Raw genomic sequence first — 15,993 nt, 5'->3', positions numbered from 1 at the left:
GCATGCGCCTCGGAGTCTGTTACTACCCGGAACACTGGCCGGAAACGATGTGGGCCGATGATGCCCGCAGGATGAAAGCGCTCGGCATCGAGCAGGTGCGGATCGCCGAATTCGCGTGGAGCCGTATCGAGCCGTCGCCGGGCGAATACGACTGGGGCTGGCTCGATCGCGCGGTCGACGTGCTCGGCGCGGCCGGCCTCGAGATCGTGATGTGCACGCCGACGGCGACGCCGCCGAAATGGCTGGTCGATCGCCACCCCGACATCCTCGCGATCGGCGCGGACGGCCGGCCGCGCGCGTTCGGCTCGCGCCGCCACTACGACTTCTCGTCGCCGACCTATCTCGAGGCGTCGCGCCAGATCTGCACGGCGGTCGCCGAACGCTACGGCCGCCACCCGGCCGTGCGCTACTGGCAGACCGACAACGAGCTGGGCTGCCACCAGACCGTCGTCAGCTACTCGCCGGCCGCGCTCGTGCGCTTCCGTGCGTGGCTGAAGGCGCGCTACGGCACGATCGACGCGCTGAACCGCGCGTGGGGCACCGTGTTCTGGAGCATGGAGTATCGCCATTTCGATGAAGTCGACGCGCCTGTCGGCACCGTGACTGAGGCCCACCCGTCGCACCGCCTCGACTACCGGCGCTTCGCGTCGGACGAAGTCGCGCGCTATCACCGGATGCAGGTCGACGTGATCCGCGCGCATTCGCCGGGCCGCCCCGTCGCGCACAACTTCATGCAGCTGTTCACCGAGTTCGATCACTACGAAGTCGCGCGCGACCTCGACGTCGCGACCTGGGACAGCTATCCGCTCGGCGCGCTCGAGGAGCAATGGTTCGCACCCGACGTGAAAGCGCGCTGGCTGCGCACCGGGCATCCCGACTTCGCGTCGTTCAATCACGACCTCTATCGCGGCATGTCGAAGCTGCCGTTCTGGGTGATGGAGCAGCAGCCCGGGCCCGTGAACTGGGCGCAATGGAACCCCGCGCCGCTGCCGGGCATGGTGCGCCTGTGGAGCTGGGAAGCGTTCGCGCACGGCGCCGGCTGCGTATCGTACTTCCGCTGGCGGCAGGCGCCGTTCGCGCAGGAGCAGATGCATGCGGGCCTCCACACCCCCGATGACCAGCTCGACGAAGGCGGCCGCGAGGCGCAACGCGTCGCGCAAGAGATCGCGGCCGTGCACGACGCCGGCGCGGATGCGGACGGCACCGTGCGCGCTCCCGTCGCGCTGGTCTTCGATTACGAAGCGAAGTGGCTGTTCGAAGTGCAGCCGCAGGGCGCCGATTTCCATTACCCGCGCTTCGCGTTCGAGTACTACTCGGCGCTGCGCTCGCTCGGCCTCGACGTCGACATCGTGTCCGCGCACGCGCCGCTCGACGGCTACCGCCTCGTCGTCGTGCCGCCGCTGCCGGTCGTCCCGAACGATTTCGCCGCGCGGCTCGCCGCCTCCGGCGCGCATGTCGTGCTCGGCCCGCGCACCGGTTCGAAGACCGTCGACCTGCAGATCCCGCCGACGCTGCCGCCCGGCCCGCTCGCGTCGATCCTGCCGGTGCGCGTATGGCGCGTCGAATCGCTGCGGCCGAACGTGACCGAGCGGATCGACGGCACGCTGCGCGACGGCTCGCCGCTCGCAGGCAACGCACGCCACTGGCGCGACTTCGTCGAACTGCACGACGACACGCACAGCGTCGTGCGTGCACGCTTCGCCGACGGTCACCCGGCCTGCGTATCGCACGGCACGCTGCACTACTGGGCCGCGCTGTTCGACGACGCGACCACCACCCGGCTGTTCGCCGATGTCGCGGCCGAAGCCGGCCTCGCGCCCGCGCCGCTCGGCGACGGCGTACGCGTAAGCCGGCGCGGCGGCCTGACCTACGTTTTCAACTATGGCGACGCACCGCACACGATCGACGCGGTGCCGCCGTCCGCGTTCGTGCTCGGCACGGCGCAAGTCGGGCCGCAAGACGTGGCCGTGTATCGAAGCCGTTCGTAGCAACCGCGATCGGCGCCACGACGCGCCGGTCACGCACAACGACACCCAGGACTGGAGACACGTATGACCCATCGCCCCCTTCGCACCGCCGCCCGGCTCGCCACGGCCGCCGCTGTCGCACTGGCATCGCTCGGCATGACGACGCCCGCCGATGCCGGCACGCTGACGATCAACATCGCGTTCAAGGGCGCCAGCCAGCGCGCGGTCTGGCAGTCGACGATCGAAGCGTTCCACAAGGCGCATCCCGACATCGACGTGAAGGCGACCTTCGTCGACGAGGAAGCGTACAAGGTGCAGCTCCCTTCCTGGCTCACGACCGTCGCACCGGACGTCGTGAACTGGCACGCCGGCGAACGGATGGCGTACTACGCGAAGCGCGGGCTGTTCGAGGACCTGAGCGGCGACTGGACGAAGAACGGCTGGGGCACGATGTACGCGTCGACGCGCGACGCATCCTCGTACAACGGCAAGCAGTACGCGGCGCCGACCGTCTACTACTCGTGGGGGCTGTTCTACCGCAAGGACCTGTTCCACAAGGTCGGCATCGCCGACGAGCCGAAGACGTGGGACCAGTTTCTCGACGCGTGCAAGAAGCTGAAAGCGGCCGGCATCACGCCGATCGCGGTCGGCGGCCGCGACGCGTGGACCCTCGCCGGCTGGTTCGATTATCTCGACCTGCGCCTGAACGGCAACGCGTTCCACCAGCAACTGATGGCCGGCGACGTGCCGTACACCGACCCGCGCGTGAAGAAGGTCTACACGACGTGGAAATCGCTGATCGACGCGGGCTACTTCATCGACAACGCGCTGTCCTACGATCTCGACGGCGCGCAGCCGTTCCTGTTCCAGGGCAAGGCCGCGATGATGCTGATGGGCACCTTCATCGCGGCGGGCTTCCCGCCGAACGTGAAGCAGGAAATGGGCTACTACCGCTTCCCGATCATCGACCCGAAGGTGCCGACCGCCGAGGACGGCCCGGTCGAATCGCTGCACATTCCGGCGAAGGCGAAGAACAAGGCCGATGCGCACACATTCCTCGCGTTCGTCGAAACGCCCGAAATGGGCGCGAAGCTCGCGGAGGGGCTCGGCTCGCTGTCGGCCAACAGCAAGTCGCCGGAGCCGGCCGATCCGATCTCGCGTATCGGCTTCCGGATCCTCGCCGACACGAAGGGCGGTGTCGCGCAGTTCTACGACCGCGACATGACGAAGGAAATGGCGGACGAGGGGATGAAGGGCATGCAGCAGTTCGTCGCGAATCCCGCGCAGCTCGATACGGTGCTCGCGCAACTCGAACAGACCCGCAAGCGCATCTACAAGAAGTGACCGTGTGACCCAACCGGCGGCCCCGTGCCGCCGTGCCCGTTCAGGAGGTTTGCCGTGTCCAGTCCGATCACGTCCCCGCCGCCCGCCGGCGCGGGCGCCGCGCCGCCGCCACGCGGCGCATCCGCCGCCACCGCCCTGCCCGCGCGTCGCCCGTCGCCTGCCATGCGGCGGCAACAGCGCGCCGCGTGGCTCTTTCTCGCGCCGGCCTGCGCGATGGTGGCCATCTATGTGATCTGGCCGATCCTGTCGACGCTGTGGCTGAGCCTGTACAACTGGGACGGGATGACCGAGCGCACCTTCGTCGGTGTCGCGAACTACGTCGAACTGCTGCATGCGCCGACGTTCTACACCGCGCTGCGCAACAACGTGATCTGGCTCGCGCTCTTCATGCTCGCGCCGCCGCTCGGCCTCGCGCTCGCGTTGTACCTGAACCAGGCGGTGGCCGGCATCCGGCTCGTGAAGTCGCTGTTCTTCGCACCGTTCGTGCTGTCCGGCGTGGTCGTCGGGCTGATCTTCTCGTGGTTCTACGATCCGACGTTCGGGCTGCTCGCGCTGATCGCCGGGCACGGCATCCCGGTGCTCGGCGACGCGCGCTACGCGACGTTCGGCATCGTGTTCGCCGCGCTGTGGCCGCAGACCGCGTACTGCATGATCCTGTACCTCACCGGCCTCACGTCGCTCAACCCGGAACAGATCGAAGCCGCACGGATGGAAGGCGCGCGCGGCTTCGCGCTGCTGTGGCACGTCGTGCTGCCGCAACTGCGGCCGACCACCTTCATGGCGATCGTCGTCACGGTGATCGGCGCGCTGCGCAGCTTCGACCTGATCTCGGTGATGACGAGCGGCGGCCCGTTCGAAAGCTCGACCGTGCTCGCGTATTACATGTACGACCAGGCGATCAAGTACTACCGGCTCGGCTATTCCGCGTCGATTGCGGTCGTGCTGTTCGCGATCATGCTCGTCTACATCGTGTTCCAGTTGCGCCGCCTGCTGCGCAACGAGCAATAACCTGACCGGTGGCCATCATGTTTCCGACTCCCGTTGCCCAATGGAAGCCTGTCTCGCGCAGGCTGTACAAGTTGTCGCTGCCGGTTGCGCTGCTGATCTGGCTGTTGCCGATGATTGCCGTGTTCATTACGTCGGTGCGCTCGACCGAGGAACTGGTCGAGGGCCACTACTGGGGCTGGCCACGGCACTTCTCGATGATCGAGAACTATCGCGACGCGCTGACGACGTCGCCGATGCTGCATTACTTCTGGAACAGCGTGCAGATCACGGTGCCTTCAGTTGTCGGGTCGATTGCGCTCGCGGCGATGGCGGGCTTTGCGCTGGCGACCTACAAGTTTCGCGGGAGTACGGCGCTGTTCGGGACGTTCGTTGCCGGTAACTTCGTGCCGGTGCAGGTGTTGATGATTCCGGTGCGGGACTTGTCGCTGCGGCTCGGTGTGTTCAATACGGTCGAGGCGCTGATTCTTTTTCACGTCGCGTTTCAGACCGGGTTCTGCACGCTGTTCCTGCGTAACTTCATCAAGCAACTGCCGTTCGAGTTGATCGAAGCGGCAAGGATCGAAGGGGCGGGGGAATGGACGGTGTTTTACCGGATCGTGCTGCCGTTGATTCGGCCCGCGTTGGCCGCGCTGGCGATTCTCGTTTTTACGTTCGTGTGGAATGACTACTTCTGGGCGCTGTGTCTCACGCAAGGCGATGAAGCCGCGCCGATCACGGCAGGCGTGGCCGCATTGAAGGGGCAATGGACGACGTCGTGGAATCTCGTGTCCGCCGGGTCGATCCTGGCGGCGCTGCCGTCGGTCGCGATGTTCTTCGCGATGCAGAAGCATTTCGTGGCGGGGCTGACGTTTGGTGCGACAAAAGGTTAAGCACGCGGCCACGCTAATTCGTATCTCCCCCTCCGCATCGTGAGGTTGCCCGCTTCGGCGGGCTTTTTTTGTCGATGTGAATTAACGAAGAACAACAATAGAGCCTGCGAGACTACCTGGAACGATTTCCAATCAGCGCAGTGCTCGACGCCGCCGACGCCAAACGAAAAGCTCACAACACGCGGTGATAACTTAGGATGACGCTGCGCCTTCAGCGTCAGTCTCAGTCTCGTTATCCATGTCGGCTTCGTCCACCTCAAATACACCTTCGAGATACGCGGCATAGCGCTCTTGCAGATATTTCAGCGAAGCGTCGCGGTCCACCTGCACTTCTAACGCGTCTTGAAAGAACTTCAACCGCGCGCGGTTTTCTTCGATGACCTGCCCCCACGTCTTCGCGTAGATCGACAGATTGTCCTTCGTATGGACCAGCCCTTCGTCGTCCAGAACGCGATTCTCGGCGTACGGTGCAAGCTCATCACTGATAACCCAAAAGACCCACGTCGTGTCCACTTGCTTGAATCGCGGATCGCTCATAACCGAGAACGCATAGCTCTCAATCTGTGTGATCTCCGCCGCCGCTATGGGCACTTTGGGGGCTTTCAACTCGACGACCAAGTGGGTCAATTTGACAACGTGTCGCTTCGTAGCCTTGGAGAGCATCAAGTCCACGATGCCGCGCGTCTGCGAAATGTGTTTGACCGGCGCGTCAATAACAATGTTGGGGTCGAGCATCTTCTTATGCGCGATCAACACCTCAGTCAGCGATCTGTCGTCCACTGACAGGCTAAACTCCTCGCCAAACAGCCAGCAATTCTGCGCGATAATCCGGTGCAACTGTGAGCGCTCTTTCAATCGCCTCTTGGGCTCTGGGTCGAACAGCACTGCTTCCAGCCCGGTCAAAAACTTCAATCGGTCGGACACGATCTTCGCAGCACCGATGATTGCGGGTAGGGTCGTGTCCCGAAGGAGTTGTGCTAATTCTTCCCGCTGCCTTTTCGGCAGGTTCAGCACCTCGTCCAGAATGACCTGCAAGTCCTCCGGACTGCGCTCGATCGCCTGACGCAACATACGGAGTTGGAACTTGCGATTCTTCGGCTGGCTCGCGCCAAAATCGGGCAGGTGACGCGCGACGTTGACCGCCACGATGTCGAACACCTGACGTTCGACCTTCTCGACCGGTGTCCTAGCCTCGCCGCTGAACGGGTACACCGCCTCGTCCTTCCATTCCTCCACCACGGTCCGAGCATCTTCGGCCGCTCGCGTGCGGAAATGATCTTTAATGGTTTGCTGCGCCTCGCTAACTGCCAACAGAACGCCAGGCTGCATTTCCGACAGTTCGACCGTGCCTTCGTTCTGCGCTAGGTCGAAATAGGGCGACGCGAGGTAGCCAGAGAATTGGAACTGGCCGGGAATATGGAAGCGCCGGTCGACCTGAAGCAACGGGAAACGTTGCTCATTGCAGAGGTATAGAGCACGATTACCGTTCGTCTTCCACTCAACCACTTCCAGGCGAGCCCGGTAGTGTTTGTTGTCGACAACCAAATCGGTAAGGTTGAAGAATTTGCGACCCGCGATGGCTGAGTTTGAATTGATTGCCGTCCCGTCGAGCACGATCTTTGCATCCTCGTAGTCGGCGAGGTAAAGCGCGAAGACCTCTGTCAGTTCCTGACGACCATCCTCGGTCATGAAGGTACGGAAGTCCCGAATGGGTTCCGCAATGGTGAGCGTCATGCCAGTGCCGCCGCCCTCTTTCACCTCGGTCTCGTCGCTAATACTGACATGGCGAATATCGATGGCCGACATGTCGATGGTATACGTCCAAAGCTTGCCATCTCGACGATAGACAATCTTCCATTCTGCGACACGCCCGAGCGCGAACGCCTTAAAACGACCGCGCCCCTCCTGCCCGTGCAAGAACCGACCGGAAGCCGTCTGCGATCTGGACTTCTTCCACGAGCCGCCCAGCGACGTGAAACAGGATTCCGCTTCGGACCGTGGCAGCCCATCGCCGTCATCCTTCACGACGATGGCATTGAGGGAGTCAAGGTCGTTATATTCGAACGACACTTCAACGAGCTTGGCATCGGCGTCGAACGCGTTCCAAATCAGTTCAGACAACGCCGACACGGGCTTCGCACGCGTAATCTTCTCAAGGTAGTCTGGCTGGACCTCCACCGCGTACTGTTTCACCACCATGCCCCTTCTCCCGTTCCGTTTACCGCCGCGCTATTTTGATTGCAGCATTGTACCGTCGGTCGGGCCAAAATCCTTTTCTGCTCAGCGGTCGAACGACCGCTAGCAAAAGCACGTTCTGGAAAGACAAGCACCTCTCTTTCCCGGAAACGATCGGATTTCCTGGGAGCTACGTCACAGCTGTATGCATCGCAACGATCGGTTCAGACCTTGAATGACTGTTACGCTAAAGCAAGGGGCCGTAGAAAGATCGATTGTCGAACAGCCGGGAATGGCGAGAAGCGACATTTCCGGAAATTTGAGAAAGGCACTCTTCACGCCACTGTCGCTATGCCACTCCGGACTCGGCACCGCCGTCCTTGATCCGCAACTGCACATCAACCGCCCCAATATTCTTCTCATGCGCCACCAGCATCTGCGTGAGCGCATGGTGCATATCCGGCTGCACAAGCGTCGGCAGCAACGCCTGCAGCTTCCGCACAACCCACCGCTGCCCACGATTCAAAAACGCCAGCCGCTCGGCCAGGTCCTCGATCGCCATCGCCTTCTCATAGAACGCCCCGGTAGCATGCGTTGGCGTCGCATCGAGCGACCGAATCGCATCGACCAGTACCGCGCACCAGTGCGCCTCATCCTGCCGAATACTCGCGACGAGCCGATGAAGTTCGGGATCGTCGATTTCCGCCGCCGTCTCCGACGCAACCCGCGCACCTGCGCGCTCGGCTTCCAGCAGCTCATTCAACAACACAAGCAACGCGTCGCGCTGCGCATCAGCGAATTCTTCCGCTGCTTTGGCAGGGCGGGCGTCGTTCCCGTCGTCGTGGGTCCGGTTCGACATGCGATGTCCTCCGTTCAGGAAGCGTGGCGCACCGGTTCGCCCGGCGTGAATCCGCGGGCACTGCGCTCACGACAGCGTCCACGCATCACGGCTGACAACAGCGGGGCCACACGAAGAATGGCTCACAGTCTGACATAGCCCTGTGACATGCATCTGCAGACGACCCGCTGTGCGTGACGCGCATCAAGACACACCGCCACGCACAGCCGACCTCAAGTCCACCCTTCGAGCCTCAACGTCGACCGCACCAACCGCTGCTCCTCCTGCTCGATCTCGCGCAGATACTCGACGCACTGACGAATATGCTCGCTCGCGGCCTTGCGCGCCTGATCGGGCAACCGCCCCGTCACCGCGTTATAAAGCCGCGCATGCTGCCGATCGATCTGCTTTTTCAGCGGCTCGCGATGATAGAGGTTGTTCACCGACGCAAACACCGAACTCAACAGCAGATCCGTCAACGACTGCAGCGTATTCACGAGCACCGGGTTATGCGAAGCCTCACAGATCGCCAGATGAAACGCGTGATCGAGCTTCGCGCGCGCGGCCGGGTCGAGATCCTGCGCATCGGCCGCGGTCATCTCCTCATAGCGGCGCTTGATCAGGATGAAATCGGCCGGCGTCCCACGCAGCGCCGCGAGCCGCGCGGCCTCCGTCTCGAGCATCCCGCGCACCTCGAACAGATCGTACAGCGTGCGCGGCTGCGAGCCGAGCAGATGCATCATCGGCGTGATCTCGCGTTGCGGGGTCAGGCTCGCCACGAACGAGCCCTTGCCGTGCGTGGTGTCGATGATCCCGCGCGCACGCAGCAGCTTCATCCCTTCACGCACGGCCGTGCGCGACACGCCGAGCTTCTCGGTCAGCCGCCGTTCGGACGGTAATGCCTGCCCGGCCTTCAGCACGCCGTCGACGATCAGCTGCTCGATGCGCTCGGCAACGACGTCGGCCACGTTCCGCGCCGGGCCCACTCGATCCTGCGTTTCCATACTGGTATGACCACTCCGGAAGGATATCGGCGATTTTCCCACAAACCCTTTTAGCCATTCAGTTTTATGGCGACCGATATAGCAGATTTCCGGCCGCCTCATAAAAACTGGTATGACCACATTCTCCACGTCTGGACACGCGCGCGCCGCCCACCAAGAATCCCGTCCATCCGGCGCATCGCCCATCGCGGCCGCCGCATGAAGAAGACGGAGACAACCCCGATGAGTTTCATCTACGACGAACGGATCGACGGCCCACTCGCGACCGTCAGCCGCGACACACTCGTCGCCGCGCTGCACGCGGCGGCGCCCGGCCTCGACGTGCTGCACGAACGCGAGGCGCTCAAGCCGTTCGAATGCGACGGCCTCGCCGCATACCGCACGGTGCCGCTCGCGGTCGTGCTGCCCGACACGGTCGAGCAGGTGCGCGCGGTGCTGCGCGTCGCGGCCGCGCTCGGCGTGCCGGTGGTCGCGCGCGGCGCGGGCACCGGGCTGTCGGGCGGCGCGATGCCGCTTGAGAAAGGCCTGCTGCTCGTGATGGCGAAGTTCAACCGAATTCTCGACATCGACCCCGATGCCGGCATCGCACGCGTGCAGCCCGGCGTGCGCAACCTCGCGATCTCGCAGGCGGCCGCGCCCTACGGCCTCTACTACGCACCCGATCCGTCATCGCAGATCGCCTGCTCGATCGGCGGCAACGTCGCCGAAAACGCGGGCGGCGTGCACTGCCTGAAGTACGGGCTCACGGTGCACAACATCCTGAAGGTCGAGATCCTGACGATCGACGGCGAGACGCTCACGCTCGGCGCCGACGCGCTCGACGCGCCCGGCTTCGACCTGCTCGCGTTGTTCACCGGCTCGGAAGGAATGCTCGGCATCGTCACTGAAGTCACGGTGAAGCTGCTGCCGAAGCCACCGAGCGTGAAGGTGCTGATGGCGAGCTTCGACGACGTCGCGGAAGCCGGCTCGGCAGTCGCGCGAATCATCGGCGCGGGGGTGATCCCCGGCGGCCTCGAGATGATGGACAACCTCGCGATCCGCGCGGCGGAGGATTTCATCCACGCGGGCTACCCGGTCGACGCGCAGGCGATCCTGCTGTGCGAGCTCGACGGCTCGCCGGCCGACGTCGACGAAGACGCCGAACGCGTCGCCGCGCTGCTGCGCGACGCGGGCGCAACCGAGATCCGCGTCGCGCGCGACGAAGCCGAGCGCCAGCGCTTCTGGGCCGGCCGCAAGAACGCATTCCCGGCAGTCGGCCGCATGTCGCCGGACTACTACTGCATGGACGGCACGATCCCGCGCCGCGAGTTGCCGCGCGTGCTCGAAGGCATCGCCGCGCTGTCCGCCGAATACGCGCTGCCGGTCGCGAACGTGTTCCACGCGGGTGACGGCAACATGCACCCGCTGATCCTGTTCGACGCGAACCGGCCCGGCGAACTCGACCGCGCGGAAGCGCTCGGCGGCAAGATCCTCGAGCTGTGCGTCGCGGCGGGCGGCAGCATCACGGGCGAGCATGGCGTCGGCCGCGAGAAGATCAACCAGATGTGCGTGCAGTTCAACGCCGACGAAATCACGTTCTTCCACGCGGTGAAAGCCGCATTCGATCCGCAGGGCCTGCTCAATCCCGGCAAGAACATCCCGACGCTGCACCGCTGCGCCGAATTTGGCGCGATGCACGTCCATCACGGCAAGCTGCCGTTTCCCGAACTGGAGCGCTTCTGATGCGATGCGAAATCGAATCGATCGACGACAGCGCGGCGCTCGTCGCGCAGGTCGACGCGGCGATCCACGATCGCCAGCCGCTGCACATCCGCGGCGCCGGCACGAAGGCGTTCCTCGGCCGCCCGGTCGAAGGCCGCACGCTCGACGTACGCACGCATCGCGGCGTCGTGTCGTACGACCCGACCGAACTCGTCGTCACCGCGCGCGCGGGCACGCCGCTCGCCGAACTCGAAGCGATGCTCGACGCGGCCGGCCAGATGCTGCCGTGCGAGCCGCCGACGTTCGGCGGCGCGGCCACGGTCGGCGGCATGTTCGCGGCGGCGCTGTCGGGCCCGCGCCGCCCGTGGGCCGGCGCGGTGCGCGACTTCGTGCTCGGCTGCCGCGTGATCACCGGCCAGGCGAAGCACCTGCGCTTCGGCGGCGAGGTGATGAAGAACGTCGCGGGCTACGACGTGTCGCGGTTGCTGGCGGGCAGCTTCGGCTGTCTCGGCGTCGTGACCGAGGTGTCGTTGAAGGTGCTGCCGAAGCCGCGCGCGACGGGCGATCTCGCATTACAGCTTGGCGTGGGCGAAGCCGTGCAGCGCGTCGCCACATGGCGGCGCGCGGGGCTGCCGCTCGCGGGCGCATGCCACGCGGACGGCGTGCTGCGCGTTCGGATCGAAGGCGGCGAGGGCTCGGTGAAGGCCGCGCGCGACACGATCGGCGGCGAACGCATGGACGATCGCGACGATGCATTCTGGGCCCGGCTGCGCGACCTGGCGCTGCCGTTCTTCGACGATCCGCGCCCGCTGTGGCGCGTGTCGGTGCCGGCCTCCGCACCGCTCGACGCATTGCCCGGCGCGCAGCTCGTCGACTGGGGCGGCGCGCAGCGCTGGCTGAAGAGCGACGCGGCACCGGCCGACGTGCAGCGGTTCGCCGCGCAATGGGGCGGCCACGCAACCTGCTTCACACCGGGCGCGACGCGCGAGCCGTTCCAGCCTCTGCCGCCCGCGCTGCTGCGCGTGCATCGGCAGCTCAAGGCACAGCTCGACCCGCATGCGATTTTCAATCCCGGCCGCCTGTACGCCGATTTCTGACGCGAACCCGATCCCGACCCGCCGATGCAAACCAATCTCAGCGAAGCAAGCAAGGCCCTCGCCCGGGCCGACGAAGCGGAAGCGATCCTGCGCGCGTGCGTGCACTGCGGCTTCTGCAACGCGACCTGCCCGACCTACCAGGTGCTCGGCAACGAGCTCGACGGGCCGCGCGGGCGCATCTACCTGATCAAGCAGCTGCTCGAAGGCGAGCCGTGCGGCGAGCGCACGCAGCAGCATCTCGACCGCTGCCTGACGTGCCGCAACTGCGAGACGACCTGCCCGTCCGGCGTGCGCTATCACACGCTGCTCGACATCGGCCGCGCGGAAGCCGAAAAGCGCGTGCAGCGGCCGGCACGCGAGCGCCTGCTGCGCGCGGGGCTGCGGCATGTCGTGCCGCGCCCGGTGACGTTCGCCGCGTTGCTGAAGGCCGGCCGCGCGCTGCGCCCGCTACTGCCCGGCACGCTGCAAAACAAGATCCCGGCCGCCGTCCCCGCGGCCGCGCCGCGCCCGCCCGTGCGCCACGCGCGACGCGTGCTGATGCTCGAAGGCTGCGTGCAGCCGTCGCTGTCGCCGAACACCAACGCAGCCGCCGCGCGCGTGCTCGACCGGCTCGGTATCAGCGTGAGCCCCGCGCGCGAAGCCGGCTGCTGCGGCGCGACCGAATATCACCTGAACGCGCAGGAGGCCGGCCTCGCCCGCGCACGCCGCAATATCGACGCCTGGTGGCCCGCGATCGAAGCCGGCGCGGAAGCGATCGTGCTGACGGCGAGCGGCTGCGGCGCCTTCGTCAAGGAATACGGCGACCTGCTGCGCTCCGACCCCGTCTATGCAGAGAAAGCGCAGCGCGTCAGCACGCTCGCGCGCGATCTCGCCGAGGTGATCGGGGCCGAGCCGCTCGACGCGCTGGCCGGTTCGACGCCACGCCGCATCGCGGTGCATTGCCCGTGCACGCTGCAGCACGCGCAGCGCCTCGGCGGCGCGGTCGAACGCATCCTGAAGCAGCTCGGCTTCGATCTGACGAATGTCGCCGACGGCCATCTGTGCTGCGGCTCAGCCGGCACGTATTCGCTGACACAGCCCGAACTCGCGACGAAACTGCGCGACAACCGGCTCGATGCGCTCGAAGCCGCGCGGCCGGACCTGATTGTCACGGCCAACGTGGGCTGCCAGACTCACCTGAACGGCGCGGGCCGCACGCCCGTGCGCCACTGGATCGAGCTCGTCGACAACCATCTCGTCAACTGACTGATTCCGGAGGATTGCCATGCAGACGAAACCCGAACTCGAACTCGCCGATGCCGACCGCATGCTCGCCGCCGCCCGCGCGGAAGCGGAGCGCCACGGCTGGGCCGTGTCGATCGCCGTCGTCGACGACGGCGGCCACCTGCTCGCTTTTGCGCGCCTGGACGGTGCCTCGCCGGCCAGCACGTATATCGCGCAGGACAAGGCGCGCGCGGCGGCGCTCGGCCGGCGCGAGACGAAAGCGTATGAGGATATGATCAACGGTGGCCGCACCGCGTTTCTCAGCGCGCCGCTGACGGGGTTGCTCGAAGGCGGCGTGCCGGTCACGGTCGGTGGCCGGATCGCGGGCGCGATCGGCGTGTCTGGCGTAAAGTCCGAACAGGACGCGCAGATCGCCCGCGCCGGTACACAAAGCGTCGCAGCGTAACCAGCCAAAGCCGCGCGCGATTTTTTCCCCGGGAGGATTAACGATGATCGACCAAGCAGGACTGCAAGTCGCGCCAGCGCTGAGCCAGTTCATTGAAAACGAAGCGCTGCCGGGCACCGGCATCGACAAGGCCGCGTTCTGGAGCGGTTTCTCGGCCCTGGTGCACGACCTGGCGCCGCGTAACCGCGAGCTGCTCGCGGAACGCGACCGCCTGCAGCAGGAACTCGACACCTGGCACCGTGCGCACCCCGGCCCCGTGCGCGACCACGCCGCGTATCGCGCGTTCCTCGAACAGATCGGCTACCTCGTGCCGGTCCCGTCGAACGTCGCGGCAGCCACCGCGAACGTCGACAGCGAGATCGCCACGCAGGCCGGCCCGCAGCTCGTCGTGCCGCTGTCGAACGCACGCTACGCGCTGAACGCCGCGAACGCACGCTGGGGCAGCCTGTACGACGCGCTGTACGGCACCGATGCGCTTCCTGAAGACGGCGGCGCCGAACGCACCACGGCCTACAACCCGACGCGCGGCCAGCGCGTGATCGACTACGCGCGCAACGTGCTCGACAACGCGGCGCCCCTCGCGAGCGGCTCGCACCGCGACGCGCTGCGCTACCGCGTGCAGGACGGCCAGCTCGCCGTCGAAACCGCGAAGGGCGTCGTGGGCCTCGCGCAGCCGACGCAGTTCGTCGGCTACCAGGGCGCGGCCGACGCGCCGTCCGCGATCCTGCTGAAGCACAACGGCCTGCACCTCGAGATCCAGATCGACGCGTCGACGCCGATCGGCCGTGCCGATCTCGCGAACGTGAAGGACGTCGTGCTCGAAGCCGCGGTCAGCACGATCATCGACTGCGAGGATTCGGTCGCGGCGGTGGACGCGGAAGACAAGGTCCAGCTCTACCGCAACTGGCTCGGCCTGATGCAGGGCACGCTGGTCGAGGAAGTCGCGAAGGGCGGCAAGACCTTCACGCGCCGCCTGAACGCCGATCGCGAGTACACCACGCCGGCCGGCGGCACGCTGTCGCTGCACGGCCGCTCGCTGCTGTTCGTGCGCAACGTCGGCCACCTGATGACCAACGGCGCGGTGCTCGACCGCGACGGCAACGAGATTCCGGAGGGGATCCTCGACGGCGTCGTCACGGTGCTGTGCTCGCTGCACGACCTGAAGGCCAAGCGCAACTCGCGCACCGGCTCGATCTACATCGTGAAGCCGAAGATGCACGGCCCGGTCGAAGTCGCGTTCGCCGATACGCTGTTCGCGCGCATCGAGGATCTGTACAACCTGCCGCGCAACACGCTGAAGATGGGCATCATGGACGAGGAGCGCCGCACCAGCGTGAACCTCGCCGCATGTATCGCCGCGGCCGCCGCACGCGTGGCGTTCATCAACACCGGCTTCCTCGATCGCACCGGCGACGAGATGCACACCGCGATGGAAGCGGGCCCGATGATCCGCAAGGGCGACATGAAGTCGTCGGCGTGGATCCAGTCGTACGAGCGCAACAACGTGCTCGCGGGCCTGTCGGCCGGCCTGCGTGGCCGCGCGCAGATCGGCAAGGGCATGTGGGCGATGCCCGACCTGATGCACGCGATGCTCGAGCAGAAGATCGCGCATCCGCGCGCCGGCGCGAACACCGCATGGGTGCCGTCGCCGACCGCCGCGACGCTCCACGCGCTGCACTACCACCTCGTCGACGTGCAGGCCGTCCAGCAGGAACTCGAGAAGACACCGTACGCCAGCGAACGCGACGCGCTGCTCGAAGGCTTGCTGACCGTGCCGGTCGTCGAGCGCGCCGCGTGGAGCGAGGCCGAGATCCTGAGCGAAGTCGAGAACAACGCGCAGGGCATCCTCGGCTACGTCGTGCGCTGGGTCGAACAGGGCGTCGGCTGCTCGAAGGTGCCCGACATCCACGACGTCGGCCTGATGGAAGACCGCGCCACGCTGCGCATCTCGAGCCAGCACATCGCGAACTGGCTGCGCCATGGCGTGATCACCGAGGCGTTCGTGCTCGACGTGTTCAAGCGGATGGCGCGCGTCGTCGACCAGCAAAACGCCGGCGACCCGAACTATCGCCCGATGGCGCCCGGCTACGACCAGTCGACCGCGTTCAAGGCCGCGTGCGCGCTCGCGCTGCAGGGCACGTCGCAGCCGAGCGGCTATACCGAGCCGCTGCTGCACCGGTTCCGCCTCGCGTTCAAGGCACAGCAGCACGGCGGTTAAGCGCAGGCGTGCTTCACGAAACGGGCGGCCGCCCCGGCCGCCCGTTTTTCGTTTTCACGTTCGCCCGGCCGTTGAAACGAATAATCGGCGCCTATCGCATGCC

General features: G+C 65.9%; 11 protein-coding genes and 1 pseudogene. 9 read left to right on the top strand and 3 right to left on the bottom strand.

All coding sequences use genetic code 11. From position 1 onward, the window contains the following. Positions 1-2: 2 nt before the first annotated feature. The 4 genes from LGM56_RS27025 (at position 3) to LGM56_RS27010 (ending at position 5,188) form a co-directional block, all read left to right on the top strand. Positions 3-1,988 carry a beta-galactosidase gene (locus LGM56_RS27025; RefSeq protein ID WP_226207208.1) on the top strand — a complete coding sequence of 662 codons (1,986 nt, stop codon included), beginning with the start codon at positions 3-5 and terminating at the stop codon, positions 1,986-1,988. 63 nt (positions 1,989-2,051) lie between these two features. Continuing rightward, positions 2,052-3,311: an ABC transporter substrate-binding protein gene (locus tag LGM56_RS27020; protein ID WP_226207207.1), complete on the top strand. Its 1,260-nt coding sequence runs from the start codon at positions 2,052-2,054 to the stop codon at positions 3,309-3,311. Positions 3,312-3,365: 54 nt separating this feature from the next. Further along, the gene (locus LGM56_RS27015; protein WP_226207206.1) at positions 3,366-4,319 is read left to right on the top strand and encodes a carbohydrate ABC transporter permease; all 954 of its coding nucleotides are present in this window, start codon (positions 3,366-3,368) and stop codon (positions 4,317-4,319) included. Between the two features lie 17 nt (positions 4,320-4,336). After that, positions 4,337-5,188, top strand: a complete 852-nt coding sequence (locus tag LGM56_RS27010; RefSeq protein ID WP_089475931.1) for a carbohydrate ABC transporter permease — start codon at positions 4,337-4,339, stop codon at positions 5,186-5,188. A 192-nt stretch (positions 5,189-5,380) separates the two neighbouring features. Here the strand turns inward: LGM56_RS27010 and LGM56_RS27005 are convergent, their stop codons facing one another. The 3 genes and pseudogenes from LGM56_RS27005 to glcC all read right to left on the bottom strand — a co-directional run bounded on the left by LGM56_RS27005 (position 5,381) and on the right by glcC (position 9,205). Further along, positions 5,381-7,387: an ATP-binding protein gene (locus LGM56_RS27005; protein ID WP_226207205.1), complete on the bottom strand. Its 2,007-nt coding sequence runs from the start codon at positions 7,385-7,387 to the stop codon at positions 5,381-5,383. Positions 7,388-7,712: 325 nt separating this feature from the next. Further along, positions 7,713-8,162, bottom strand: a pseudogene (locus tag LGM56_RS27000) (DUF6306 domain-containing protein); the annotation flags it as partial. Positions 8,163-8,434: 272 nt separating this feature from the next. Beyond that, positions 8,435-9,205 carry a transcriptional regulator GlcC gene (gene glcC / locus LGM56_RS26995; RefSeq protein WP_089428743.1) on the bottom strand — a complete coding sequence of 257 codons (771 nt, stop codon included), beginning with the start codon at positions 9,203-9,205 and terminating at the stop codon, positions 8,435-8,437. A 222-nt stretch (positions 9,206-9,427) separates the two neighbouring features. Here glcC and glcD point away from each other — a divergent pair, with 222 nt between their 5' ends. The 5 genes from glcD to LGM56_RS26970 are packed head-to-tail and all read left to right on the top strand — an operon-like array spanning position 9,428 to position 15,890. Next, positions 9,428-10,927, top strand: a complete 1,500-nt coding sequence (gene glcD / locus LGM56_RS26990) for a glycolate oxidase subunit GlcD (RefSeq protein WP_226207203.1) — start codon at positions 9,428-9,430, stop codon at positions 10,925-10,927. Further along, positions 10,927-12,003, top strand: coding sequence for a glycolate oxidase subunit GlcE (gene glcE / locus LGM56_RS26985; protein ID WP_226207202.1), 1,077 nt, complete (start codon positions 10,927-10,929; stop codon positions 12,001-12,003). The genes glcD and glcE overlap by 1 nt, the downstream gene beginning before the upstream one ends. Before the next feature lie 24 nt (positions 12,004-12,027). Continuing rightward, the gene (gene glcF, locus LGM56_RS26980) at positions 12,028-13,248 is read left to right on the top strand and encodes a glycolate oxidase subunit GlcF (protein WP_226207201.1); all 1,221 of its coding nucleotides are present in this window, start codon (positions 12,028-12,030) and stop codon (positions 13,246-13,248) included. A gap of 19 nt (positions 13,249-13,267) precedes the next feature. Then, positions 13,268-13,672: a GlcG/HbpS family heme-binding protein gene (locus LGM56_RS26975; protein WP_089443739.1), complete on the top strand. Its 405-nt coding sequence runs from the start codon at positions 13,268-13,270 to the stop codon at positions 13,670-13,672. 43 nt (positions 13,673-13,715) lie between these two features. After that, positions 13,716-15,890: a malate synthase G gene (locus tag LGM56_RS26970; RefSeq protein WP_226207200.1), complete on the top strand. Its 2,175-nt coding sequence runs from the start codon at positions 13,716-13,718 to the stop codon at positions 15,888-15,890. Positions 15,891-15,993 lie beyond the last annotated feature (103 nt).

This window comes from Burkholderia sp. AU38729, assembly GCF_020419725.1.
GTDB lineage: Bacteria > Pseudomonadota > Gammaproteobacteria > Burkholderiales > Burkholderiaceae > Burkholderia.
Note: the sequence above shows the minus strand (reverse complement) of the source record. Positions and strands in the feature narration are given on the sequence as shown.